The organism is Azospirillum halopraeferens DSM 3675 (genome assembly GCF_000429625.1).
Lineage (GTDB): Bacteria > Pseudomonadota > Alphaproteobacteria > Azospirillales > Azospirillaceae > Azospirillum > Azospirillum halopraeferens.
Genome location: NZ_AUCF01000020.1, coordinates 13,852 through 36,215, shown reverse-complemented (window position 1 = coordinate 36,215; position 22,364 = coordinate 13,852). Strand labels below are relative to the sequence as shown.

The 22,364-nt window shown below is 70.7% G+C and carries 24 protein-coding genes; 10 read left to right on the top strand and 14 right to left on the bottom strand.

The features are described from left to right. Positions 1–5: 5 nt before the first annotated feature. The 8 genes from G472_RS0117815 to groES all read right to left on the bottom strand — a co-directional run bounded on the left by G472_RS0117815 (position 6) and on the right by groES (position 10,264). Positions 6–1,724: a 2-oxoacid:acceptor oxidoreductase subunit alpha gene (locus G472_RS0117815; protein WP_029009461.1), complete on the bottom strand. Its 1,719-nt coding sequence runs from the start codon at positions 1,722–1,724 to the stop codon at positions 6–8. A 175-nt stretch (positions 1,725–1,899) separates the two neighbouring features. Then, the gene (locus tag G472_RS0117810) at positions 1,900–2,568 is read right to left on the bottom strand and encodes a sulfite oxidase-like oxidoreductase (RefSeq protein WP_029009460.1); all 669 of its coding nucleotides are present in this window, start codon (positions 2,566–2,568) and stop codon (positions 1,900–1,902) included. Then, positions 2,565–3,824 (bottom strand): BaiN/RdsA family NAD(P)/FAD-dependent oxidoreductase, encoded by a 1,260-nt coding sequence (locus G472_RS0117805; RefSeq protein WP_425387992.1) that lies wholly within the window; start codon positions 3,822–3,824, stop codon positions 2,565–2,567. Before G472_RS0117805 ends, G472_RS0117810 begins: the two co-directional genes overlap by 4 nt. A gap of 143 nt (positions 3,825–3,967) precedes the next feature. After that, positions 3,968–6,928: a beta strand repeat-containing protein gene (locus G472_RS33980; RefSeq protein WP_029009458.1), complete on the bottom strand. Its 2,961-nt coding sequence runs from the start codon at positions 6,926–6,928 to the stop codon at positions 3,968–3,970. A 395-nt stretch (positions 6,929–7,323) separates the two neighbouring features. Next, on the bottom strand, positions 7,324–7,701 hold the full coding sequence (locus G472_RS33975) for a nucleotidyltransferase domain-containing protein (RefSeq protein WP_035692893.1): 378 nt from the start codon (positions 7,699–7,701) through the stop codon (positions 7,324–7,326). Then, positions 7,685–8,089 carry a HEPN domain-containing protein gene (locus G472_RS0117790; RefSeq protein ID WP_029009457.1) on the bottom strand — a complete coding sequence of 135 codons (405 nt, stop codon included), beginning with the start codon at positions 8,087–8,089 and terminating at the stop codon, positions 7,685–7,687. The genes G472_RS33975 and G472_RS0117790 overlap by 17 nt, the downstream gene beginning before the upstream one ends. 177 nt (positions 8,090–8,266) lie before the next feature. Further along, positions 8,267–9,916 carry a chaperonin GroEL gene (gene groL, locus G472_RS0117785; protein WP_029009456.1) on the bottom strand — a complete coding sequence of 550 codons (1,650 nt, stop codon included), beginning with the start codon at positions 9,914–9,916 and terminating at the stop codon, positions 8,267–8,269. A gap of 57 nt (positions 9,917–9,973) precedes the next feature. Next, positions 9,974–10,264, bottom strand: coding sequence for a co-chaperone GroES (groES, locus tag G472_RS0117780; RefSeq protein WP_029009455.1), 291 nt, complete (start codon positions 10,262–10,264; stop codon positions 9,974–9,976). Between the two features lie 326 nt (positions 10,265–10,590). Between groES and G472_RS0117775 the strand changes: the two genes are divergently transcribed. Beyond that, complete coding sequence (locus G472_RS0117775; RefSeq protein ID WP_029009454.1) at positions 10,591–10,851, top strand: usg protein; 261 nt, start codon at positions 10,591–10,593, stop codon at positions 10,849–10,851. A gap of 120 nt (positions 10,852–10,971) precedes the next feature. After that, a complete protein-coding gene (locus G472_RS0117770) occupies positions 10,972–11,187 on the top strand; it encodes a hypothetical protein (RefSeq protein WP_029009453.1) in 216 nt (71 codons plus the stop codon). On the opposite strand, the gene G472_RS37360 is transcribed toward G472_RS0117770, so the two are convergent. Beyond that, on the bottom strand, positions 11,154–12,068 hold the full coding sequence (locus G472_RS37360; protein WP_029009452.1) for a class I SAM-dependent methyltransferase: 915 nt from the start codon (positions 12,066–12,068) through the stop codon (positions 11,154–11,156). The two genes, G472_RS0117770 and G472_RS37360, sit on opposite strands and share 34 nt — an antisense overlap. A gap of 165 nt (positions 12,069–12,233) precedes the next feature. Between G472_RS37360 and tsaD the strand changes: the two genes are divergently transcribed. Next, a complete protein-coding gene (tsaD, locus tag G472_RS0117760) occupies positions 12,234–13,307 on the top strand; it encodes a tRNA (adenosine(37)-N6)-threonylcarbamoyltransferase complex transferase subunit TsaD (RefSeq protein WP_029009451.1) in 1,074 nt (357 codons plus the stop codon). Positions 13,308–13,320: 13 nt separating this feature from the next. Here tsaD and G472_RS0117755 read toward each other — a convergent pair whose 3' ends face one another. After that, complete coding sequence (locus G472_RS0117755) at positions 13,321–13,998, bottom strand: YiaD family glycine zipper/OmpA-like lipoprotein (protein ID WP_029009450.1); 678 nt, start codon at positions 13,996–13,998, stop codon at positions 13,321–13,323. Positions 13,999–14,156: 158 nt separating this feature from the next. On the opposite strand from G472_RS0117755, the gene G472_RS0117750 reads away from it, so the two are divergent. The 4 genes from G472_RS0117750 to G472_RS0117735 all read left to right on the top strand — a co-directional run bounded on the left by G472_RS0117750 (position 14,157) and on the right by G472_RS0117735 (position 16,390). Then, positions 14,157–15,164, top strand: a complete 1,008-nt coding sequence (locus tag G472_RS0117750; protein WP_029009449.1) for an NAD(P)H-dependent glycerol-3-phosphate dehydrogenase — start codon at positions 14,157–14,159, stop codon at positions 15,162–15,164. A gap of 3 nt (positions 15,165–15,167) precedes the next feature. Then, positions 15,168–15,581, top strand: coding sequence for a hypothetical protein (locus G472_RS0117745; RefSeq protein WP_029009448.1), 414 nt, complete (start codon positions 15,168–15,170; stop codon positions 15,579–15,581). A 93-nt stretch (positions 15,582–15,674) separates the two neighbouring features. Next, positions 15,675–15,959: a YciI family protein gene (locus G472_RS0117740; protein ID WP_029009447.1), complete on the top strand. Its 285-nt coding sequence runs from the start codon at positions 15,675–15,677 to the stop codon at positions 15,957–15,959. 17 nt (positions 15,960–15,976) lie between these two features. Beyond that, the gene (locus G472_RS0117735) at positions 15,977–16,390 is read left to right on the top strand and encodes an EVE domain-containing protein (RefSeq protein WP_029009446.1); all 414 of its coding nucleotides are present in this window, start codon (positions 15,977–15,979) and stop codon (positions 16,388–16,390) included. A gap of 75 nt (positions 16,391–16,465) precedes the next feature. Here the strand turns inward: G472_RS0117735 and G472_RS0117730 are convergent, their stop codons facing one another. Continuing rightward, on the bottom strand, positions 16,466–16,726 hold the full coding sequence (locus G472_RS0117730; RefSeq protein ID WP_029009445.1) for a hypothetical protein: 261 nt from the start codon (positions 16,724–16,726) through the stop codon (positions 16,466–16,468). Between the two features lie 334 nt (positions 16,727–17,060). On the opposite strand from G472_RS0117730, the gene acs reads away from it, so the two are divergent. Then, complete coding sequence (gene acs, locus G472_RS0117725) at positions 17,061–19,004, top strand: acetate--CoA ligase (RefSeq protein WP_029009444.1); 1,944 nt, start codon at positions 17,061–17,063, stop codon at positions 19,002–19,004. Positions 19,005–19,090: 86 nt separating this feature from the next. Here acs and G472_RS0117720 read toward each other — a convergent pair whose 3' ends face one another. The 3 genes from G472_RS0117720 to cobB form a co-directional block, all read right to left on the bottom strand. Beyond that, positions 19,091–19,393, bottom strand: coding sequence for a hypothetical protein (locus G472_RS0117720; protein WP_029009443.1), 303 nt, complete (start codon positions 19,391–19,393; stop codon positions 19,091–19,093). Positions 19,394–19,546: 153 nt separating this feature from the next. After that, entirely contained in the window at positions 19,547–20,104 is a 558-nt protein-coding gene (locus tag G472_RS0117715; protein WP_029009442.1) for a hypothetical protein, read from the bottom strand. 86 nt (positions 20,105–20,190) lie between these two features. After that, positions 20,191–20,916 carry a Sir2 family NAD+-dependent deacetylase gene (gene cobB, locus G472_RS0117710; RefSeq protein WP_035692891.1) on the bottom strand — a complete coding sequence of 242 codons (726 nt, stop codon included), beginning with the start codon at positions 20,914–20,916 and terminating at the stop codon, positions 20,191–20,193. Positions 20,917–20,984: 68 nt separating this feature from the next. Between cobB and G472_RS0117705 the strand changes: the two genes are divergently transcribed. After that, positions 20,985–21,458 (top strand): low molecular weight protein-tyrosine-phosphatase, encoded by a 474-nt coding sequence (locus tag G472_RS0117705; RefSeq protein WP_029009440.1) that lies wholly within the window; start codon positions 20,985–20,987, stop codon positions 21,456–21,458. 4 nt (positions 21,459–21,462) lie between these two features. Next, positions 21,463–22,317, top strand: coding sequence for a fructosamine kinase family protein (locus G472_RS0117700; RefSeq protein WP_156927164.1), 855 nt, complete (start codon positions 21,463–21,465; stop codon positions 22,315–22,317). Positions 22,318–22,364: the final 47 nt, after the last annotated feature.

Below are 22,364 nucleotides of genomic sequence, written 5' to 3'. Positions count from 1 at the left end.
GCGGGTCAGATCAGGGAAGCCAGCGACGCCTGCACCTCGTGGGCGCGGATCGGCAGGGGGCCGGGGCGGCTGAGCACCGTCACCTGCCCCGGCAGGTCGAGGTGCGCCCGCAGGTACTTGTGGAACTGCGCGCCGTGGGTCTGCTCCACCACCAGCACGCGGGTGACGCCGTCCAGCGCCGCGGCGACCCGCGCCGGGTCGATGGGCGACAGGAGGCGCAGGGACACCAGGCGCACCGGCGTGCCCCCGGCGCGCAGCCGGGCGGCGGCCTCGCGCGCCGGGCCGGTGGCGGAACCCCAGGTCAGCACCGCCACCTCGCCCTCACCCTCCACGTCGGCCCACAGGGCGCCGTAGTCGTGGCCGGTCAGCTTGCGCAGGCGCTTGTCGAGCTGCTTGTGGTGGTCGGCGGCCTGGCTGGAAGGCAGGGCGTTCTCCGCGTGCTCCAGCCCGTCGGCGGTGTGCTCGCCGCCGGGCATGCCGGGAACGGCGGTCGGCGAGACGCCGCTGTCGGTCACCGCATAGCGCCGGAACCCCTCCGTCAGGTCGGTGGCCAGCAGGCGCTCGGCCCGGTGCGGGATGGCGGCGGGCTTGTCCACCACGGCGCGGCTCTGGCCCATGGCCTGGTCGGACAGCACGATGCAGGGGGTCTGCAACGCCTCCGCCAGATGCACCGCCCACTGGGTGGCGGTCAGGCAGTCGGCGATGGAGTTGGGGGCGACCACCAGGTGCGGCGCGTCGCCGTGCAGGCCGTAGACGGCGATGTTGAGGTCGGACTGCTCCGACTTGGTGGGGATGCCGGTGGAGGGGCCGCCGCGCATGACGTCGACCACCACCACCGGGGTTTCCGACGCCACCGCCAGGCCCAGCGCCTCGATCATCAGCGACAGGCCGGGGCCGGCGGTGGCGGTGATCGACGGCACGCCGCCGTAGGAGGCGCCGATGCACATGTTGATGGAGGCCAGCTCATCCTCCGCCTGCACCAGCGTGCCGCCGGTGCGGGCCAGGTTGGGGGCCAGCCACTCCAGGATCTCGGTGGCGGGGGTGATGGGATAGGCGGCGCAGAAGCGCACCCCCGCCTTCAGCGCGCCGAAGGCGGCGGCCTCGTTGCCGGAGATGTTCCAGCGCGGGCCGGTGCCGCTCTCCTGCGGGGCGGTCAGCTCCAGCCCCAGGTTCCAGCCGGCCGCCGCCCGGGCGCCGGCCTCCGCGGCGGCCAGCGACGCCTGCACCGCCGCCGCACCCTTCTTGCCCAGTGCCCGGTCGACGACGGCCGCGATGCCCTGCTGCGGCAGGCCGACGACGGCGGCGATGGCGCCCAGCCCCACCATGTTGACGCGCCCGCCGGTGACCGAGGCGGCCCACTCCTTGATGGGCAGCTCGATCTGCCGGGCGCCGCTGGCGGCCAGCACCGCGGGCACCGCGCCCTGGGACGGGTCGGTGACGATGACGCTGCGCTCCGACAGGGGCAGTTCGGCGGCGAAGCGCTCCACGTTCTGCCAGTCGAAGGCGACGATCAGGTCGAAGCGGTCGCCCGGCCCGGCGACCGGCCGCGGCGACAGGCGGACGAACGCCGCCGCCTCCCCGCCGCGGATCTGCGGCCCGGACGAGCGGGACATCAGACCGTACCACCCCACATGGGCGGCGGCGTCGAGCAGCATCTGGCCGGCCGTCATCACGCCGGCGCCACCGCTGCCCACCAGGGCAATCGTGACCGAATCCACCGTCATCGTCGCTTCCTTCATCGCCTGGCCATGCACTCCCCGCTGACCGGGCAGGGCCGGACCTGCACCACCGGTCAGGTCCTTACGCGGGTTCACAAGGGTGAGGAAATGATCTGGCGCAACGGGGGCGTGCAAGGGCGCGTTTTGACGCAGGAAATGCGAATGAGTCGCGGTTGCCGGATCAGATCAGGGGATCGGCATCGTCGGCGTACCGCTCTTCTTTCCACGGATCGGCGTCGTTGTGGTAGCCGCGCACCTCCCAATAGCCGGGCCGGTCCTCGGCGGCGAAGGTGATGCGCTTGACCCACTTGGCGCTCTTCCAGAAATAAAGCTTCGGCACCACCGCGCGCAGCGGCCCGCCGTGGTCGAGGGTGAGGGGCTCCCCCTCCCAATGGGTGGCCAGCAGCACGTCCGCGTCGTCGAAGGCGGCCAGGGGTATGTTGGTGGTGTAGGTGTCGTAGGACTGGAACAGCACGAAGCGCGCTTCCGGCGCCGGACGCACGACCGACAGCAGGTGGCGGGCGGCGATGCCGCGCCAGCGGTTGTCGTAGCGCGACCAGGTGGTGACGCAGTGGATGTCCGACACGCTCTCCGCCTGCGGCTGTGCGGCGATGTCGTCGGCCTTCCACACCACGGGGTTCTCCACCAGCCCGTCGACGGTGAGACGCCACAGCCGCGGGTCGATGCGCGGCTGCACGCCCAGGTCCAGCACCGGCCAGGTCTTCACCGTGTGCTGGCCGGGCGGCAGGCGGTCGAGGGCCGGGTCCGCCGTCGCGCCGGTCAGGCCGCGGCCGTCGCGCGCCCATTGCTCCTTGGTTGCGATCAGCTTGCGGTTGATCTCGTCGGTCATGACCGCTGCTCCCCCTGCCGGTTTCCGTCCGCCAGCCACTCCGCCACGCCCTCGGCCGCCCGCACGCCGCCGGCGAAGCAGGCTTGCAGCAGGTAGCCGCCGGTCGGCGCCTCCCAGTCCAACATCTCGCCCGCCACGAAGGTGCCGGGCAGCGCCGTCAGCATCAGCCGCTCGTCCACCGCGTCGAAGCGCACGCCGCCGGCCGAGGAGATGGCGCGGTCCAGCGGCCGCACCCCGGTGACCGGGATCGTCAGCTCCTTCAGGCGCAGGGCCAGCGCCGCGGGATCGGCCAGCTCGTCGCGGGTGGCGAACTCGCGCAGCAGGGCGGCGCGCGGGCCGGTGAGGGCGAACGCCTTCTTCAGGAAGGTGGCCAGGGATTCCGCACCGCGCCGCGCCGTGCGCCGGCGCACCTCCGCCGCCTCCAGGTCGGGCAGCAGGTCGAGGCCGAGCGCCGCCCAGCCGTCGCGCTCCACCGCGTCGCGCAAGGGGGCGCTGAGGGCGTAGACGGCGCCGCCCTCGACGCCGGTGTCGGTGATGACGAACTCCCCCTTCACGCGCCGGCCCCCCAGGGTCAGGGCCGCGGGCTTGACCGGCTGCCCCGCGAAGCGTTCGCGCAGGTGATCGGACCATGGCACCTCGAACCCGACGTTGGCCGGGCGCAACGGCTCCACCGCCACGCCGCGGGCGGCGAGGATGTCCGTCCAGGTCCCGTCGGAGCCGGTGCGCGGCCAGCTCGCCCCGCCCGCGGCCAGCACCGCGGCGCGCGCGTGGACGCTCACCGCCGCACCCGCGCCGTCCAGGAAGCGCAGGGTGCCGTCCTCGCTCCATCCCAGCCAGCGGTGGCGGGTGTGCAGCGTCACCCCCATCCCGGCGAGCCGGCGCAGCCAGGCGCGCACCAGCGTCGACGCCTTCATCTGCACGGGGAAGACGCGGCCCGACGTGCCGACGAAGGTTTCCACCCCCAGCCCGGCGGCCCAGGCGCGCAGGTCCTCCGGCCCGAAGCGTTCCAGCCAGCCGGCAATGATCCGCCGCCGCGCGCCGTAGCGGTCGAGGAAGGCGTGCAGGGGTTCGGAATGGGTGAGGTTCAGCCCGCCGCGCCCGGCCAGCAGCAGCTTGCGCGCGGGGGTGGGCATGCGCTCGAACACCCGCACGGTCAGGCCGGCGCCGGCCAGCCGCTCCGCCGCCATCAGCCCGGCCGGTCCGGCCCCCACCACCGCCACGTCACACCGGATGTCGCCCTGGAGAGTGTCGCTCAACGCCGTGTCCCAACCTGTTCAGGGGTGTTTGCGACGGCCTGTGCCGTGCGCGCCCGGCGCGCCCGGCGCGCCGCTGCCATAGGTGCACCGGCCGCCCCGAACCGCAAGCCCCTCGCGTGGGCACCCTCCGGTTCCAGCCGCCGTCAGCCGGCGATGACCACGATGTCGGTGTGGCCAAGAGTGCGGACGTTGAGGGTGGCGATGGCCACCGCCGCGCCCGCGCCGGTGCCGTCGGCGTCGAACGACAGCACCCCCGTGGCGGTGTCGAAGACGAAGGCGGCCTCGGCCGAGGCGGGGTTGTCCAGCGCGAAGAGGGCGGCCGACAGGGTGCCCGCGGCGATCCGCCCGAAGTTGGCGCTGACCACCTCGATCCGGTCGATGCCCGCCTCGAAGTCGGCGATCACCGCGATTCCGTCCCCCGGCGCCGCCAGGCGGAAGGCGTCGGCTCCCGCCCCGCCGTACAGCGTGTCCGTGCCGCGGTTGCCCACCAGCAGGTCGTCGCCGGCGCCGCCGTAGAGCACGTCGTCGCCCTGGCCGCCGAACAGCGTGTCCGCCCCGGAACCGCCGAACAGCACGTCGTTGCCCTGGTTGCCGTACAGCGCGTCATCGCCGAGGTTGCCATAGAGCACGTCGTCGCCGAGGTTGCCGTACAGTCGGTCGGCGTCCTGGCCGCCGAAGACGGTGTCGTTGCCCTGGCCACCGAACAGCACGTCGTCGCCGCGGTTGCCGTACAGCACGTCGTCGCCCTGATTGCCGAACACGGTGTCGTCGCCGTCGCCGGCGAAGACCGTGTCATCGCCCGCCATGGCGCTGATGAGGTCGGGGCCGCTGCCGCCGCTCAGCAGGTCGCTCGCCGTTGTCGGGCCGGGCCGGGCCGGGGCGGGATCGGAGGGCGCCGGATCGGGCGGTGGCGGGGGCGGGGCGGGCGGGGTGTGGGTCAGCGTCACGTCGTTGCCGTCGCCGCCGACGTAGCTGATCGTGAAGACGTAGCCGCCCGCGGTGAAGCTCGCCCCTTCGGTCAACCCGGCGAAGGTGCCGGAGACGGCGTCGGCGCCGTCGTTGTCGATGATCGTGAAGGTGGCGGAGGCCGGCGGCACGAAGGAATCGAGCAGCAGCGTTGACAGGGTGGCGCCGCCCAGCGCCACCGTGCCGTTGACGACGATCCGGTCATAGGTGCCGATGGCGGTCCCGGCGAGTTCCTGCCGGAAGACGGCACCGGTGGTGAAGATCAGGTCGCCGGTGGTCAGGGTGCCGGGGCTGGCGCCGGCGCTGAGCGTGCCGCCGCTCTGCACCGTCACCCCGCCGGCGATGGCGCCGCTGCCGCCCAGGGTGCCGCCGCCGGCCACCGTCACGCCCGAGGCGAGGGAGCCGTCGACCCGCAGCGTTCCCCCGGTGACCGTCGTGGTGCCCGTGTGGGTGTTGGCACCCGTCAGGGTCAGGGTACCGGCGCCCAGCTTGGTCAGCGTGCCGGTGCCGACGACGTTGCCGTCGAAGGTGGCATCGTCGGAGCGGTCGAAGGTGACCGCGGCGTTGTTGGTGATGGTGCCGCCGATCGACCCGGTGGTGGCGCCGTCGCCGATGCGCAGGGTGCCGGCGTTGACCGTGGTCCCGCCGGTGTGCGTGTTGGCGCCCGTCAGGGTCAGGGTGCCCGTGCCGTCCTTGATCACCGACCCGGTGCCGGAGATGGCGCCATCGACGGTGACGCTGTCAGAGCGGTTGAAGGTGACCGTGGCGTTGTTGGTGATGGGACCGGTAACGGCTCCGGTGGTGCCTCCGTCGCCGATGCGCAGCGTGCCGGCACTGACCGTGGTGCCACCGGAATAGGTGTTCGCGTCCGTTAGCGTCAGCGTGCCCGCGCCCTCCTTGGTCACGCTGCCGGTGCCGGAGATCACGCCGGCGTAGGTGGTGCTGTCGGCGCGGTTGAAGACCACCGCGGCGTTGTTGGTGATGGCACCGCCGACCGATCCGGTGACGCTGCCGTTGCCGATGCGCAGGGTGCCGGCGTTGACGGTGGTGCCGCCGCTGTGGGTGTAGTTGCCCCCCAGGGTCAGGGTGCCCGCCCCTTCCTTGGTCACGCTGCCGGTGCCGGAGAGGGCGCCGGCGTGGGTGAGGGCATCGGAGCGGTCGAACACCACCGCGGCGTTGTTGGTGATGGCGCCGCTGATCGATCCTGTGGTGCCGCCGTCGCCGATGCGCAGGGTGCCGGCGCTGACGGTGGTGCCGCCGGTGTACGTGTTCGCGTTCGTCAGGGTCAGGGTGCCGGCGCCCAGCTTGGTCACCGTGCCGTTGCCGCTGATGGCGCCGACGTGCGTGAAGGAGTCGGCGCGGTCGAAAACCACGGTGAACTGGTTGTTGATGGCGCCGGAAACCGAACCGGTGGTGCCGCCGTTTCCGATCCGCAGCGGGACGGACGTGACCATCGTGCCGCCGGTGTGGGTGTTGTCACCCGTCAGGATCAGGGCGCCGGAGGCACCGATGGTCGTCAGCGCGCCGGTTCCGGACATGTTTCCGGCGTAGACCATATCGACGTCGCGGGCGAAGATGACGACGGCGTTGTTGATGATGTCGCCGCTGATCGACCCGCCGCTGCTGCCGAGGGCGCCGATCCTCAGGGCGCCGTCGCTGACCGTGGTCCCGCCGGTGTGGGTGAGGTCACCCGCCAGACTGAGGGTGCCGGCCCCCTGCTTGGTCACCGTCCCGGTGCCGGAGATCGCGCCGGAGTGGGTGACGCTGTTGGAGCGGTCGAACACCACCGCGGCGTTGTTGGTGATGGCGCCGCTGATCGATCCGGTGGTGCCGCCGTCGCCGATCCGCAGGGTGCCCGCGTCGATCCTGGTGCCGCCGGTGTAGGTGTTGTTACCGGTCAGCGTCATCGTCTCCGAGCCGTATTTGACGAAGGTGCCGGTGCCGGTGAACGTGCCGTCGATCATCACGTGCCCGGCGAAATGCAACTCACCGGAAAAGGCGGGAAGCGGACTCCACAGGATAATGTTCCCGATGAGGCCGGTCATATCGATCCGGTCACCGGATTGGGCGGCGGCGATGGTGTCCCGCAGCGAACCGGGGCCGCTGTCGTCGGTGTTGGTGACGGTGTGGACGGCCATGCCTCGATCCTCGACGACGGTTGCGGGCTCGCGCAGCGGGCCAATGCGACAGTTTATTGCGACGACCCTTTCCTATTATGTCTCCCGGGGCAAGTTTAACGAGAGGTTAAAATTCGCCGTCGGCATCGACGTCATGCGCCGGACGCAAGTATGTGTTCCCTGCCCGGTCGGTCACGGGCATCACCGCCGCCGAACACACCGCATCAGGGGTGCTCGAACGCATCATGGCCGGGGACAAGGGCAAGTATTCAGGGGCGATACGGTGACGGTATTGGCACCGCCGGTCCGATTCGGACGCCGTTCATCACGGAGGTGGCAGCGCTTTCAGCGCCCGATCAACAACCGGTTCAGGGATAGGTGCAGCCGCGCTGCCGATCACCCGGTGCCGGCCCCGTTCAAACGGGTCCCCGGAGATGGGGGGCGGAGGGATAGATCCGCACACCGTCGGCCACCGCCGTGCGGTAGAAGGTGTGGCCATTGGCCAGAAAGCCCGCCAAGCGGGCCGCCGGGATGACCACGGCGTCGATCCGCTCGGCGTCCGGCAAGCCGCGGACGTCGAATGCGATGCCGTCATCATCGGTCACGACCAGGAGGTCGATGTCCGAGCGGCCGTCGAAGGTGCCCCGCGCCCAGGAGCCGAAAAGGACGACTTCGCGTACGCCCGCCGGACGGCGGTGCGCCAGAGCCTCGCGCAGGGAAGCGACGACCGCTTCGCGCCGGCGGGCACGCGCCGCTACGGTGACGGGGGGAAGGTGGTCAGGTGCCCAGGACATGGGTCTGCACCAGATCGATCATGCGCTCGGCCGCGGCTACGGCCTCCACCGCCTGCGCCCGGGTCAGCAGGTCGGACGGAGCTATCGTCTCGTCACCCACGGGGTAGCGCGCCATGACATTGAATTGGGTGAGGACGCGGGCATCGTCCAGTGCCGTTCGGGGGATCTCCAGCGCGGCTTCCTTGCCGATGCGGTCGAGCAGGGCCACCAGGTTGTGTCCCCAAACCGACTCGGCACCGAGTGCCAGGAGTCCTGCCTTCAGGGCCTTCTCCGCCGCTTGGGACGCGGCGTAGCAGGTCCAATCGTGGCTGTCTTCCGCAAGTGCCTTGCGGGCATGAGCCAGGTCGGCCAGGGACTGTCGTATCCACGCGGCGACACGCTCGGACATGCCGAACCTCCTTCGATGACCTCCAGGGCACCGCGTCTCGTGTGCGGTGTCAAGCGGGCATGCCCCTCGATCCATGCCGCAGCATCGCTCTGCCGCATGAGGTCGTCGCACCCACGAAAAAGGGGCGCCCCCTTGCGGGAGCGCCCCTCTCGTTCGTCACGGAGGTGAGCGGCGGGCTTAGAAGCCCATGTCGCCCATGCCGCCCATGCCGCCCATGTCGCCGCCGGGCATGGCCGGAGCCTTCTTCTCCGGCTTCTCGGCGACCATGGCTTCGGTGGTGATCAGCAGACCGGCCACCGAGGCGGCGTCCTGCAGAGCGGTGCGCACCACCTTCACCGGGTCGATGATGCCGGCCTGCACCATGTTGCAGTACTCGCCCTTCTGGGCGTCGTAACCGAAGTTGGTGTCGCTCTGCTCGATCAGCTTGCCGACGATGATGGAGCCGTCGGTGCCGGCGTTGTAGGCGATCTGACGGATCGGGGCCTGCAGGGCGCGGCGCACGATGTCGATGCCGACGCGCTGGTCGTCATCGGCCGGCTTCAGCGACTCCAGGGCCTTGGCGGCGTACAGGAGCGCGGTGCCGCCACCGGCGACGATGCCCTCCTCGACCGCCGCACGGGTGGCGTGCATGGCGTCGTCGACGCGGTCCTTGCGCTCCTTCACCTCGATCTCGGTGGCGCCGCCGACGCGGATGACGGCCACGCCGCCGGCCAGCTTCGCCAGACGCTCCTGCAGCTTCTCGCGGTCGTAGTCCGAGGTGGTCTCCTCGATCTGGGCGCGGATCTGCGTGCAGCGGGCCTGGATGTCCTCCTTCGAGCCGGCGCCGTCGACGATCGTGGTGTTCTCCTTGGAGATCACGACCTTCTTGGCGGTGCCGAGCATGTCGATGGTGACGTTCTCCAGCTTGATGCCCAGGTCTTCGCTGATGACCTGGCCGCCGGTCAGGATGGCCATGTCCTCCAGCATCGCCTTGCGGCGGTCACCGAAGCCCGGCGCCTTCACGGCCGCGACCTTCAGGCCGCCGCGCAGCTTGTTCACCACCAGGGTGGCCAGGGCCTCGCCCTCGACGTCCTCGGCGATGATCAGCAGCGGACGGGAGGACTGCACCACCGACTCCAGAACCGGCAGGAGCGCCTGCAGGCCCGACAGCTTCTTCTCGTGGAGCAGGATGAAGGGGTTCTCCAGCTCGCAGATCATCTTGTCGGCGTTGGTGATGAAGTACGGGCTGAGGTAGCCGCGGTCGAACTGCATGCCCTCGACGACCTCAAGCTCGGTCTCGAGCGACTTGGCCTCTTCGACCGTGATGACGCCCTCGTTGCCGACCTTCTCCATGGCGCGGGCGATCATCTCGCCGATCTCGGCCTCGCCGTTGGCGGAGATGGTGCCGACCTGGGCGATCTCGCCGTTGGTGGTGACCTTCTTGGCGCGCGCCTTGATGTCGTTCACGACGGTCTCGACCGCCATGTCGATGCCGCGCTTCAGGTCCATCGGGTTCATGCCGGCGGCCACGGCCTTCACGCCCTCGCGGACGATGGCCTGGGCGAGAACGGTCGCCGTGGTGGTGCCGTCGCCGGCCAGGTCGTTCGTCTTCGACGCGACCTCACGCACCATCTGGGCGCCCATGTTCTCGAACTTGTCGGCCAGCTCGATCTCCTTGGCGACGGTGACGCCGTCCTTGGTGATGCGCGGCGCGCCGAACGACTTCTCGATGACGACGTTGCGGCCCTTCGGGCCCAGGGTGACCTTCACCGCATCGGCCAGGATGTCCACGCCGCGCAGCATCTTCTCGCGCGCACCGGTGGAGAACTTGACTTCCTTGGCAGCCATTGCTCGATTCCTCTGAATTCTCTAAGTGATTGGACGATCAGGAGCGTCAGAAGCCGATCAGGCTTCGATGATGCCCATGACGTCGGACTCCTTCATGATCAGGTAGTCCTCACCGTCGATCTTCACCTCGGTGCCCGACCACTTGCCGAAGAGGATGCGGTCGCCGGCCTTGACGTCGAGGGCGACGATCTTGCCGTTCTCGTCGCGGGCGCCGGGGCCGACGGCGACGATCTCGCCCTCCTGCGGCTTCTCCTTGGCGGTGTCGGGGATGATGATCCCGCCCTTGGTCTTGGTGTCGGACTCCAGACGCTTGACGACGACGCGGTCGTGCAGCGGACGGAACTTCATGATGCTTGCCTCCTGGTAGACTAAGGCGCTTTAAGGAATGCGGTGCCGGTGCCGGGTGGTGTTAGCACTCGGCGCCGGTGAGTGCCAGACAGCTAATCGAGTACCCCGGACGATTCAAGAGGCTCGTGCGGCGAAAACGCGCCGATCCCGGCAGCAGACGCCGAGTTCTGCTGCTAACGCATTGATAATGAACAAAAAGCTCCCTTGCGCGTTGTGCCCGGCGATGGCACGCTTTCTCCGAAATGACACAAAACGGGCGCCACGCCCGATCGGGAGACGCTGCCGGACGCATCGCAAACGCCTGATGTGTTGAGAGGAGACCGCGCATGGCCAATCTGGCGCTTCAGCTTCGCAACTACCGCCTGACCACCGCCGAGATCCTGTACCACATGCCCGACCACCCGGGCCTCCTGCAAAGTTACGTCTGGCAGGACCTCGACCTCGCCCCCGATTTTCCCGTGCTGCGCCGGTTCCTGGATTTCTGGCACGCCAACCTGGACGGCAAGCTGCATTCCGTGCGCCTGGCAAACCGCACCCTGGTCGCCGACGCCCGTCTGCGCGTCGCCGCGGAATGGCGTCTCCATTGAAAATCCGCCCCCGGGTACACGAATGATCAATCCCCTGTGACGGCCGTCACAGCCGCCGGGCCGCGGACTGTCTACAGTTTTAGACAACCGCGCCCGGAGCGCGGCCGGAAGGGGGATGCCATGGACGTCGGGAAGGGCGACGCAGCCGGCCGTGCCGCGGGCATGACGGGCGATCGCGACGCCGACCGGCCGGACGTCGCGGTGCCGGAGGACGAGCGGGCGGAGCGTGCCGCCGCCGTGGCCGAGGCGGTGCTGGCCGCCGCCACGCTGGGCGGGCTGGCGGTGTTCGCCGGGACGGCCGTCTATTTGCTGCGGGTGCTCGGCTGGTTCGGCTGACCGGCGGGCCGATCCGCGGCATCACCGCCGTCCGGCCGGCGGCGCGCCGTGACGACGATGCGGCGGCTGTCGACGTCCCAGTCCGTATCCTCGAAATCGCCGGCCACCCGATCCACCGTGAAGCCCGCCTCGTTCAGCATCAGCTCGGCCTCCCAGCGGAACACCATCCGCCAGTGGAAGGCGTAGTCGGTGATGCGCACGCCGCCGTCCGCCGTCATCTCCTCGTAGACGCCGTAGACGCGCTGGCGCTGGTCGGCGTCGAGGCGGCCGTGCATGGAATGGCGCACGTAGCTGTTGCCCGAGCGCGGGTCGCGGCAGGGCTGCGACACCGCCGGGGTCGGCTGGGCGTCCAGGGGCAGGATCAGCGGGTTCATCAGGTCCAGCGCCAGCACCCCGCCCGGCGCCATGTGGCGGGCCAGGGCCGCCAGCGTGCGCCGCTGGTCGTCCAGGCCGGCGATCAGCATCAGCACGTTGAAGGGCAGGGCGGCGAAGGCGATGTCGCGGCGCGGCAGGTCGAGCGACGCCGCGTCCTGGCAGACCACGCGGACACGGGCGCGCACCGCCTCCGGCTCGGCCGCCAGCTTGGCGCGCAGACGGTCCAGCATGGCCGGCGAGACGTCGACCGCGAAGACCTCCAGCCCCAGGCGCGCCAGCGGCAGGGCGAGGCGCCCGGTGCCGCAGCCCACGTCGGCGACGACGCGGCCGCTGCCGGGCGGGGCGGCGCGCACTGCCGCCTCCTTGTAGAAGGCGATGTCGCCCAGCACCGACTGGCGGGCCAGGCGGGCGACATCGTCGGCGCGCACGTCGCCGTCCTCCAGCGAGGGGTACTCGGCGTCGTAATAGACGATGGTGGCGTCGTCGGGCGGCACGCCCCGGTTCATGGGATCACGCTTTCGTCGGGGGACAAGACTCTATACCACGGCGCCGGGACCGACCGGAGCAACATGCGTTTTGTGTGAAACGCATGTTGCTCCGGCATTTTGGTAAGCGATCGGATCGCGTCAAATCGGTTCCGATTTGACGCGATCCGATCTAGGGTTGCGCGCATGATCGTCCTCGGCATCGAAACCAGTTGCGACGAGACGGCGGCGGCCGTGGTCACCGACGCGCGGGAGATCCGCGCCGACGTGGTGCTGTCCCAGATCGCCGACCACACCCCCTATGGCGGCGTGGTGCCGGAGGTGGCGGCGCGCGCGCACCTCGACCACCTCGACGGGCTGATCCGCCGCGCGCTGGACGAGGCCGGTGTCGGGCTGGACGAGCTGGACGGCGTCGCGGCCACCGGCGGGCCCGGCCTGATCGGCGGCGTCATCGTCGGCGTGCTGACGGCCAAGGCCATCTGCGCCGCCCGCCGCCTGCCCTTCGTCGCGGTCAACCACCTGGAGGGGCACGCCCTGACGGCGCGCCTGACCGACGGGGTGGCCTTCCCCTATCTGCTGCTGCTGGTGTCGGGCGGCCATTGCCAGCTTCTGGTGGTGGAGGGGGTGGGGCGCTACCGCCGGCTCGGCACCACCATCGACGATGCGGTGGGCGAGGCGTTCGACAAGACCGCCAAGCTGATCGGGCTGGGCTATCCCGGCGGCCCGCGGGTGGAGGCGGCGGCCGCCCTGGCCACCGACCCCGGCCGTTTCGCCCTGCCGCGGCCGATGGTGGGCCGGCCGGGCTGCGACTTCTCGTTCTCGGGCCTCAAGGCGGCGGTGCGGCGCATCGCCGAAGGGCTGCCCGACCCGCTGCCGGAGGCCGACCGCAACGATCTCGCCGCCGCCTTCCAGGCGACGGTGGCGGAGGTCATGGCCGACCGCTGCCGCCGCGCCATCCGCCTGTTCCGCGAGGCGCACCCGCAGGGCGGTGCCCTGGTGGTGGCCGGCGGGGTGGCGGCCAACCGGACGCTGCGCGCCCGCCTGGCGGACCTGGCCGCCGCCGAGGGACTGCCCTTCGTGGCACCGCCCCTGCGGCTGTGCACCGACAACGCGGCGATGATCGCCTGGGCCGGCGTCGAGCACCTGCGCCTGGGCCGCAGCGACCCGCTGGACTTCGCCCCCCGCCCGCGCTGGCCGCTGGACCCCGCGGCCGGGCCGGCCATCGGCCGTCCCGGCGTCGGGGCGGGGGTGAAGGCTTAGCCTGCGCCTACGCCTACGCCATGGGCTGGCGGTAGGGGTTGACGCGGATCTCGACCCGGCGGTTCATGGCGCGGCCCTCGGCCGTGGCGTTGCTGGCCACCGGGTTGTTGATGCCCTGGCCCACCGCCAGGATGCGGGCGGGCTGCACGCCGCGGCTGATCAGGTGGTTGGCCACGGCGGTGGCGCGCTGCTCCGACAGGCGCTGGTTGTAGGCGGCGTTGCCGGTGCTGTCGGTGTAGCCGATGATGTCGATGGTGGTCTGCGGGTTGGCGGTCAGCACCCGCGCCACCTCGTCCAGCGACTGCTGCGCCTGCGGCATCAGGGCCGCCGAATCATGGGCGAAGGTGACGCCGCTGGGCACCGTCAGGACGATGGTCTCCTGCTGGCGCTCCACGGCCACCGGGGTGCCCGCCAGTTCGCGGCGGAGCTGCTGTTCCTGGTTGTCCATGTAGTAACCGACGGCACCGCCGGCGAGCGCGCCGATGCCGGCGCCGATCAGGGCGCGCTGGCGCCGTTCCACGGCGTCGCGGCCGGTGAGCGCGCCCACCGCGGCGCCGCCCAGCGCCCCCAGGACGGCGCCGCCGCCGGTGTTGCCGATGCCGCCCTGCTGGCCGCCGGTCTGGCAGCCGGCAAGCCCGGTGGCGAGGGCGGCGGCGAGAAGGGCGGCGGTGGCGGTCGTGCGTTGCGGCATGGTGGTCTCCTTTTTTTCCCCATGTGAAGCGGCCCGTCCGGCGCCGGGGCGGACGGGTTCGTGACTACAACGCTTCAGCCGCCGTTTTGTTTTGCTTTTGCGGTCCGGCGTCCGCTCGCCTATGGATGGCGGACCGGACGCAGCGGGGAGGGCGGGGCATGACGGAGGACGTACGGCGGGTCGGCGTCGTCGGCGGCGGCGCGTGGGGGACGGCGATGGCGCTGGCGGCCCTGCGCGCCGGGCGGGAGACCGTGCTGTGGGCGCGCGAGCCGGCGGTGGTGGAGGCCATCCGGCGCGACCGCGAGAACCGCGACTATCTGCCGGGCGTGCCCCTGCCGGCCGAGCTGGAGGCCACCGCCGACCCGGCGGGGCCGGCGGGCTGCGACGCCGTGCTGCTGGTCACCCCGGCGCAGCACCTGCGCAGCGTCGCCGCGCGCCTGGCGCCGCACCTGAAGCCCGGCACGCCGGCGGTGATCTGCGCCAAGGGCATCGAGATCGGCACCCGGGCGCTGATGACCGAGGCGGTGGCCGCCGTGCTGCCGCCGGGCACGCCGCTGGCCGTGCTGTCCGGCCCGACCTTTGCCGCGGAGGTGGCGCGCGGCCTGCCGACCGCCGTCACGCTCGCCTGCGCCGACGCGGCGCTGGGTGCACGCCTGCTGGAAGCCCTGGGCAGCCTGACCTTCCGGCCCTATCTGACGGACGACGTGATCGGCGCGCAGGTCGGCGGCGCGGTCAAGAACGTGCTGGCCATCGCCTGCGGCGTCGTCGTCGGCCGGCGCCTGGGCGACAACGCGCGGGCCGCCCTGATCACCCGCGGCCTGGCCGAGATCACCCGCCTGGCCGTGGCGCTGGGCGGCCGGCCGGAGACGCTGATGGGCCTGTCGGGCCTGGGCGACCTGACGCTCACCTGCTCCAGCCTGCAGTCGCGCAACATGTCGCTGGGGGCGGCGCTGGGCGAGGGGCGGGCCCTGGACGACGTGCTGGGCGAGCGGCGCTCGGTGGCGGAGGGCGTCTACACCGCCCGCGCCGTGGTGGCCCTGGCCGGCCAACTGGGCGTGGACATGCCGATCTGCCGGGCCGTCGACGCCATCCTGACCGGCGGCGCCGGCGTGGACGAGACCATCCGCGGGCTGCTGTCGCGGCCGTTCCGCGAAGAGGAAGGATAGGACGTGAGCGACGCGAGCGATGGAACGACTCCGCCGGCCGGGCGCACCTGCGGCGACTGCACCCTGTGCTGCAAGCTGATGGGGGTGCCCGAGCTGAAGAAGCCCGCCGCCCGCTGGTGCGCGAGCTGCGACCGCGGGACCGGCTGCACCGTCTACGCCGAGCGGCCGCCGTCGTGCCGCAACTTCGAGTGCTTCTGGCTGATGGACGCGGGCTTTCCCGACGATCTGCGGCCCGACCGCATCCACGCGCTGGCCGCCTTCAACGACACCCCCGACAGCGCCGTCCTGCACGTCGACCCCGCCCACCCCGGCGCCATGGGCAGCGCGCCCGTCGACGCCCTGATCCGCGCCCTGCTCAAGGTCTATTCCCGCGTCTTCGTGCTCTGCGGCAAGGAAAGCGCCATGCTGACGCGGTGAGCCGGCGGTGTTCCCCCTGCCACCGGTGCGGGCGTTTGCCAGAGGGCTGCCGCTTGCGCTAGGGTCCCCCGTCCGAAAGGGGAGGGAGACACCATGCTGTTCATGTTCCATTGCGTTGACAAGGCCGGGGCCGCCGAGGTGCGCAGCGCCAACCGGGCCGCCCATCTGGCCTATCTGGAGGCCAACGCCGACCGTCTGTTCGCGGCCGGGCCGCTGCTGAGCGACGACGGCACGGGCATGGTCGGCAGCCTGCTGATCGTGGACTGCGCCGACCGCGCTGCGGCGGACGCCTTCGCCGCCGCCGACCCCTACGCCGCGGCGGGCCTGTTCGAACGCGTCGAGATCCGGCCGTGGCGCCGCGTCTTCCCGAAGGGCTGAGCGGAAGGACCGGTGCCATGGCCCGCTGGCTGCTGAAGTCCGAGCCCTTCAAGTATTCCTGGGACCGCATGGTCGCCGACGGCACCACCCACTGGGATGGCGTGCGCAACCACCAGGCGTCCAACAACCTGAAGGCCATGCGGGTCGGCGACCGCGCCTTCTTCTACCATTCGAACGACGGGCTGGCGGTGGTCGGCGTGGTGGAGGTGGCGCGGGAGTATTACCCCGACCCCTCCGACCCCGCGGGAAGGTTCGGCATGGTCGACGTGCGCGCGCTGATGCCGGTGAAAACGCCGGTGACCCTGAAGCAGATGAAGGCCGACCCGCTGCTGCAGGGCATGGCCCTGGTGCGCCAGTCCCGCCTGTCCGTGTGTCCGGTCAGCGACGACGAGTGGGCGCACGTGTGCGCCCTCGCAGGGATCGACGCGTAGCCCGGCACCCATCGTCCGGTCCGGAACGCCCCCGTTCCGGGCCGGTGCCGGAAACGCGGATCGCAGACGGCCGTATCACACCGCCGGTTCGTGCCGGATCTCGATGGCTTCGGCGCGGATTTCGATGGTTTCGGCGAAGTCGTTCACCGCGCGCGCCATGCGGCGCGCCAGCGCCTGCACCTCGGCCGCGGCGGTGGCGTAGCCGGCGGCGTCCTGCGGCACGGCGCTCAGCGTCGCGTCGATCACCATCAGGTTGGTGCGGTTGGTGATCCGCGTCAGGCGGCCGGTCAGGTCGCTGCCGTCGGAGGAACCGTCCGCGCTGGTGCTGGTGGTCATGGAAAGGACCGTGGGCTGTGATGAGACCGTCAGCCGTCACCCTAACGCCCGTCGGTTAATGGGGTCTTAAGCGTTCGGCGGAGGGTATGATGCCAAAGGCGGTGCGGCATGACGACGCACCCTTTCCCGCGCTGCGTCAACGGCTTGCCGGGACGGTCGCGCTGCATTGCAGCATAAGGGCGTCCCGCGGAACGCGACCGCGAGGAACGATCGGCCCGTGCGACTTGTCGCGGCTCGGCCTTGTGTGGATAATGCCGGCCAAACGGGGCGGCAACCGGTCGTTCCGGAGTGCCCGAAGGGCCTAACCAGAAGTCAGCGGGGGATACGCGTACAAATGACCGACACGAACACCTTTTTCCCGGTCACGCCCGAGGTCGCCGCGGCGGCCTGGGTCGACGAGGCTGCTTACGCGCGCATGTACGAGCAGTCCATCGCGGACCCCGATGCCTTCTGGGGTGAGCACGGCAAGCGCGTCGACTGGATCAAGCCCTACACGAAGGTCAAGGACGTCGACTTCAACGGCGACGTCCACATCCGCTGGTTCTACGACGGGACGCTGAACGTCTCCGCCAATTGCATCGACCGCCACCTGGCGACGCGCGGCGACCAGATCGCCATCATCTTCGAAGGTGACGATCCTTCGGTGTCCAGGAACATCACGTACAAAGAGCTGCACGAGCAGGTCTGCCGCATGGCGAACGTGATGAAGAAGCACGGCGTCAAGAAGGGCGATCGCGTCACCATCTACCTGCCGATGATCCCCGAGGCGGCCTACGCGATGCTGGCCTGCACGCGCATCGGTGCCATCCATTCGGTGGTGTTCGGCGGCTTCTCGCCCGACAGCCTGAAGGACCGCATCGTCGACTGCGACAGCCACTTCCTGATCACCGCCGACGAGGGCCTGCGCGGCGGCAAGAAGGTGCCCCTGAAGGCCAACGCCGACAAGGCGGTCACCGCCGCGCCCAGCATCAAGAACGTGCTGGTCGTCAAGCACACCGGCGGCAACGTGGCGTGGACCGAGGGCCGCGACCTGTGGCTGCATGAAGAGGCCGCCACCGTGTCCGCCGACTGCCCGCCGGAGGAGATGAGCGCCGAGGACCCCCTGTTCATCCTCTACACCTCCGGCTCCACCGGCAAGCCCAAGGGTGTGCTGCACACCACCGGCGGCTATCTCGTCTACGCCTCGATGACGCACCAGTACGTCTTCGACTACAAGGACGGTGAGGTCTACTGGTGCACCGCGGACGTGGGCTGGGTTACCGGCCACAGCTACATCATCTACGGGCCGCTCGCCAACGGCGCCACGACGCTGATGTTCGAAGGCGTGCCGACCTATCCGGACGTGTCGCGTTTCTGGCAGGTGATCGACAAGCACAAGGTCAACATCTTCTACACCGCCCCCACCGCCATCCGGTCGCTGATGCGCGAGGGTGAGGGCCCGGTGAAGACGACGTCGCGCGCCTCGCTGCGCGTGCTGGGGTCGGTGGGCGAGCCGATCAACCCCGAGGCGTGGCTGTGGTATTACAACGTGGTCGGCGACGCCCGTTGCCCGATCGTCGACACCTGGTGGCAGACCGAGACGGGCGGCATCCTGATCACCCCGCTGATCGGTGCCATCGGCCAGAAGCCGGGTTCGGCGACCAAGCCGTTCTTCGGCGTCAAGCCGGTCGTCGTCGACAACGAGGGCCAGCTTCTGGAAGGCGAGACCGAGGGCAACCTCTGCATCGCCGATTCCTGGCCCGGCCAGATGCGCACGGTCTACGGCGACCACGAGCGCTTCGTCCAGACCTACTTCTCGACCTTCGCCGGCAAGTACTTCACCGGTGACGGCTGCCGGCGCGACGCCGACGGCTACTACTGGATCACCGGCCGCGTCGACGACGTCATCAACGTGTCCGGCCACCGCATGGGCACGGCCGAGATCGAGAGCGCGCTGGTCGCCCACCCCAAGGTCGCCGAGGCGGCCGTGGTCGGCTACCCGCACGACCTCAAGGGCCAGGGCATCTACGCCTACGTCACGCTCAACGCCGGTGAGACGCCGTCGGAAGAGCTGCGCAAGGAACTGGTGGCCTGGGTGCGCAAGGAGATCGGTCCGATCGCCTCGCCCGACCTGATCCAGTGGGCTCCCGGCCTGCCGAAGACCCGTTCGGGCAAGATCATGCGCCGCATCCTGCGCAAGATCGCCGCGAACGAGCACGACGCGCTGGGCGACACCTCGACGCTGGCCGATCCGACGGTGGTCAACGAGCTGGTCGACAACCGCATGAACCGCGCCTGATCCGCCCGCACGCGGACCATAGACGGTGGATCTGCCGACCGGGGGCCCTTCGCGGCCCCCGGTTCCGTTTCGCAACCCGGTGTGTCCTACTTGGCGTCGCCGAGCAGCGGCAGGATGTCGATCTCGGGCGCCGGGAAGATCTCCATCCGGTGCTCGCTGACCCCCAGCGCTTCGGGATCGGCGGTGGCCACATCGGCATGGGGGTCCAGAAGGGCTCGCTCCGTCGGAAGCGTCGGCAGCTCGCTCAGGTCTCCATCCGATGCCGGACGATGGTCGGCTGCGTCGAGCGGTGCGGTGGGGTCGTTGGTGGCGGCCGCGGCGGCGGCCGACAGCATCGGCGTGAAGGCCAGGGCGGCGGCGGTCAACAGGAGGGTAAAAGCCTTGCGCATGGAAGGCGTCCTTTCCGGTCCGATCCATTCGGGAATTGACCAGTAAACGCCGGCCTGACCACCCCTGTTCCCGAATCGCCGCCGAACATGACGAAAGGGCCGGAGGCGTACGCCTCCGGCCCTCGACTTGTAACGTCCGGCCGATGGTCGGTGTTACTGCTCGATGACATCATCCCGGTCCGAGTCGACAGCGCTCGGCTGCTCGATGGTCACATCGCCGGGCTCGTTGGCGCCGAAGGTGTCGACGTCATCACCCGTGGCGGGGTCCTGCGCGAGGCTGTCGTCCTGCGTGCGCAGGTCGTCGGACGCGGCCGGATCACCCGCACCGAAGGTGTCGGTGCCGGTGCCGAGACCCTCGCCCTCGGCGAAGCCCTCATCCCCGGCGACGCCCTGGTTCCCGGCCCCGGCCTCAGCGTTCCAGTCCTCGGTCACGGCCGGATCGCCGACGTCGGCGGTGTCGTCATCGAACGCCTCGCCCTCGGCGAAACCCTCATTCTCCTGGCTCCAGCCCTCCTCGGTGGCGGCGGCGCCCTGCTCGTCCAGCAGGATGCGGTCCTCGGCACCCATGGCGGTGTCGCCGCCGATGCCGGAGCCCTGCTCCATGGTGGTCTGGTTCTTGTGCATGCCGTCGCCCCCGGCCATGGCGGGGGCGGCGCTCAGGCCGAGGCCCAGCATCAGCGCGGCGGTCGCGGTCATGGTCTGCTTCAGCATTGGAAACTCCCTTCGGATTGCTCCGCTTGACCGGTGGGTTCCGGTCGTACGGGTCAGGCAACAGGGAGGGCGGCGGAGGGTTCCGGTCAAATGTCGGCGCCGTCCAGCAGGCTGCGGACGAAGGCGGGCACCACCGCCGTCGCGAGTCCGTGGATGCTGCGGGCGAATTCCGTCGCTCCGGCCGACGGTTCCAGGTTCAGTTCCACTGTTTGGGCGCCGTATCGGCCGGCTTCGGCCACGAAGCCGGCGGCGGGATAGACGTTGCCGGAGGTGCCGATGGACACGAAAAGGTCACAGCCGGCGAGCGCCTCGCCGATGCGGTCCATCTGATAGGGCATCTCGCCGAACCACACCACGTCCGGGCGCAACCCTCCCGCACGGGCGCAGGCGGGGCAGACGTCCTCCATCGACAGGTCGCCGCGCCACTCCGTCACCGTGCGGCAGCGGACGCAGACGGCCTTCAGCAGCTCGCCGTGCATGTGGATCAGGTTGCGGCTGCCGGCGCGCTCGTGCAGGTCGTCGATGTTCTGGGTGACCACCAGCACGCCGCCGCCCCAGCGCCGCTCCAACTCGGCCAGGGCGGCATGGGCGGCGTTGGGCCGCACCGCCGGGTCCAGCAGGCCGCGCCGGCGGGCGTTGTAGAACTCCTGCACCCGGCGCGGGTTGCGGGCGAACGCCTCGGGCGTCGCCACGTCCTCCAGCCGCACCGTGGCCCAGATGCCGTCGGCGTCGCGGAAGGTGTGCAGCCCCGATTCGCGCGAGATCCCCGCGCCGGTGAGGACGACGATGGACGCGGTGCGGTGAAGCGGCATGGGCACTCCGGCGGCCGGTGTGGTAAAGAATTGGCTGTTGATGCCAACGAAAACGCGGGGGAGGCGGGATGGTCAAGGTCCTGTTCGTGTGCACCGGCAACATCTGCCGTTCGCCCACCGCCGAAGGGGTGTTCCGCCACCTGGTCCGCGAGGCCGGGCTGGACGGCCGCATCGCCACCGACTCCGCCGGCACCACCGATTACCACGCGGGCGAGCCGCCGGACCCGCGCAGCCGGTCGGCGGCGCGCCGGCGCGGGGTCGATCTGTCCGATCTGCGGGCACGGGCGGTGACGGAACAGGATTTCCACACCTTCGACTACGTGCTGGCCATGGACCGCGGGCACCTTGCCCGGCTTCGCCACCTCGCCCCCGACGGCGCTGCCGCGACCGTCCGCCTGTTCCTGGACTACGCCCCCGAGGCACCGCGGCGCGAGGTGCCCGATCCCTACTACGGCCAGGGCGACCACTTCACCGAGGTGCTCGACCTGGTGGAGGCCGGGGCGCGCGGTCTGCTCGACCACATCCGCCGCGAGCGGTTGTAGGGCCATGACCCTGACCGCCGACCGGCGCGCCGCCATCGAGCGGGCCGCCGGCAGCGCCGTGGCGGCGGTGGCGCCGCTGGCCGGCGGGCACAACGCGGTGCTGCTGCGGGTGCGGCTGGCCGACGGCCGCACGCTGGTCGCCAAGGCGGGCCGGGGACTTGAGCCGGAAGGCTTCATGCTGCGCCACCTGGCCGCCCGCACCGCTCTGCCGGTGCCGGCGGTGCACCACGCCGACGACACCCTGCTGGTGATGGACCATGTGGACGGCGGCGACTCCGTCACACCGGCGGCGGAGGAGCACGCGGCGGAGTTGGTCGCCGCCCTGCACGGCGTCACCGCCGACCGCTACGGCTTCCCGCGCGATACCGTCATCGGACCTCTGCCGCAGCTCAACGGCGAGTCCGACGATTGGATCGCCTTCTTCCGCGACCGGAGGCTGCTGCACATGGGACGGGCGGCCCTGGCCGAGGGGCGCATCGACGCCGCGCTCATGGCCGGGCTGGAGCGACTCGCCGCCCGCCTCCCCGAGCTGATCGGCACCCCGGCTCCGCCGGTCCTCATCCACGGCGATCTCTGGGGCGGCAATGTGCTGGTGCGCGGCGGGCGCGTCGCCGGTTTCATCGATCCGGCGCTCTATCACGCGGATGCGGAGATCGAGCTGGCCTTCACCACCCTGTTCTCCACCTTCGGCACGCCATTCTTCCGCCGTTACGATGCCATCCGGCCGCTGCGCCCCGGCTTCTTCGAGGTGCGGCGGGACCTGTACAACCTGTACCCGCTGCTGGTGCACGTGCGCCTGTTCGGCGGTTCCTACGGCGCCGCGGTGCGCCGTACGGTGACCCGGTTCGCCGGCCCATAGCAAAGGTATCGGGCGACACAATCGTATCCATGATGCGCAATGTTCGC

Bases quoted from the DNA above. Each gene is read 5' to 3' on its own strand.
- G472_RS0117730 (WP_029009445.1), bottom strand. From the start codon at position 16,726: ATGACCACCAGCACCAGCGCGGACGGTTCCTCCGACGGCAGCGACCTG.
- G472_RS0117720 (WP_029009443.1), bottom strand. From the start codon at position 19,393: ATGCGCAAGGCTTTTACCCTCCTGTTGACCGCCGCCGCCCTGGCCTTC.
- cobB (WP_035692891.1), bottom strand. From the start codon at position 20,916: ATGCCGCTTCACCGCACCGCGTCCATCGTCGTCCTCACCGGCGCGGGG.
- G472_RS0117775 (WP_029009454.1), top strand. From the start codon at position 10,591: ATGGCCAATCTGGCGCTTCAGCTTCGCAACTACCGCCTGACCACCGCC.
- acs (WP_029009444.1), top strand. From the start codon at position 17,061: ATGACCGACACGAACACCTTTTTCCCGGTCACGCCCGAGGTCGCCGCG.
- G472_RS0117735 (WP_029009446.1), top strand. From the start codon at position 15,977: ATGGCCCGCTGGCTGCTGAAGTCCGAGCCCTTCAAGTATTCCTGGGAC.
- G472_RS0117750 (WP_029009449.1), top strand. From the start codon at position 14,157: ATGACGGAGGACGTACGGCGGGTCGGCGTCGTCGGCGGCGGCGCGTGG.
- groL (WP_029009456.1), bottom strand. From the start codon at position 9,916: ATGGCTGCCAAGGAAGTCAAGTTCTCCACCGGTGCGCGCGAGAAGATG.
- G472_RS0117815 (WP_029009461.1), bottom strand. From the start codon at position 1,724: ATGACGGTGGATTCGGTCACGATTGCCCTGGTGGGCAGCGGTGGCGCC.
- G472_RS0117755 (WP_029009450.1), bottom strand. From the start codon at position 13,998: ATGCCGCAACGCACGACCGCCACCGCCGCCCTTCTCGCCGCCGCCCTC.
- G472_RS0117810 (WP_029009460.1), bottom strand. From the start codon at position 2,568: ATGACCGACGAGATCAACCGCAAGCTGATCGCAACCAAGGAGCAATGG.
- G472_RS0117715 (WP_029009442.1), bottom strand. From the start codon at position 20,104: ATGCTGAAGCAGACCATGACCGCGACCGCCGCGCTGATGCTGGGCCTC.
- G472_RS37360 (WP_029009452.1), bottom strand. From the start codon at position 12,068: ATGAACCGGGGCGTGCCGCCCGACGACGCCACCATCGTCTATTACGAC.
- G472_RS0117740 (WP_029009447.1), top strand. From the start codon at position 15,675: ATGCTGTTCATGTTCCATTGCGTTGACAAGGCCGGGGCCGCCGAGGTG.
- G472_RS0117700 (WP_156927164.1), top strand. From the start codon at position 21,463: ATGACCCTGACCGCCGACCGGCGCGCCGCCATCGAGCGGGCCGCCGGC.
- G472_RS0117790 (WP_029009457.1), bottom strand. From the start codon at position 8,089: ATGTCCGAGCGTGTCGCCGCGTGGATACGACAGTCCCTGGCCGACCTG.
- groES (WP_029009455.1), bottom strand. From the start codon at position 10,264: ATGAAGTTCCGTCCGCTGCACGACCGCGTCGTCGTCAAGCGTCTGGAG.
- tsaD (WP_029009451.1), top strand. From the start codon at position 12,234: ATGATCGTCCTCGGCATCGAAACCAGTTGCGACGAGACGGCGGCGGCC.
- G472_RS33975 (WP_035692893.1), bottom strand. From the start codon at position 7,701: ATGTCCTGGGCACCTGACCACCTTCCCCCCGTCACCGTAGCGGCGCGT.
- G472_RS0117770 (WP_029009453.1), top strand. From the start codon at position 10,972: ATGGACGTCGGGAAGGGCGACGCAGCCGGCCGTGCCGCGGGCATGACG.
- G472_RS0117705 (WP_029009440.1), top strand. From the start codon at position 20,985: ATGGTCAAGGTCCTGTTCGTGTGCACCGGCAACATCTGCCGTTCGCCC.
- G472_RS33980 (WP_029009458.1), bottom strand. From the start codon at position 6,928: ATGGCCGTCCACACCGTCACCAACACCGACGACAGCGGCCCCGGTTCG.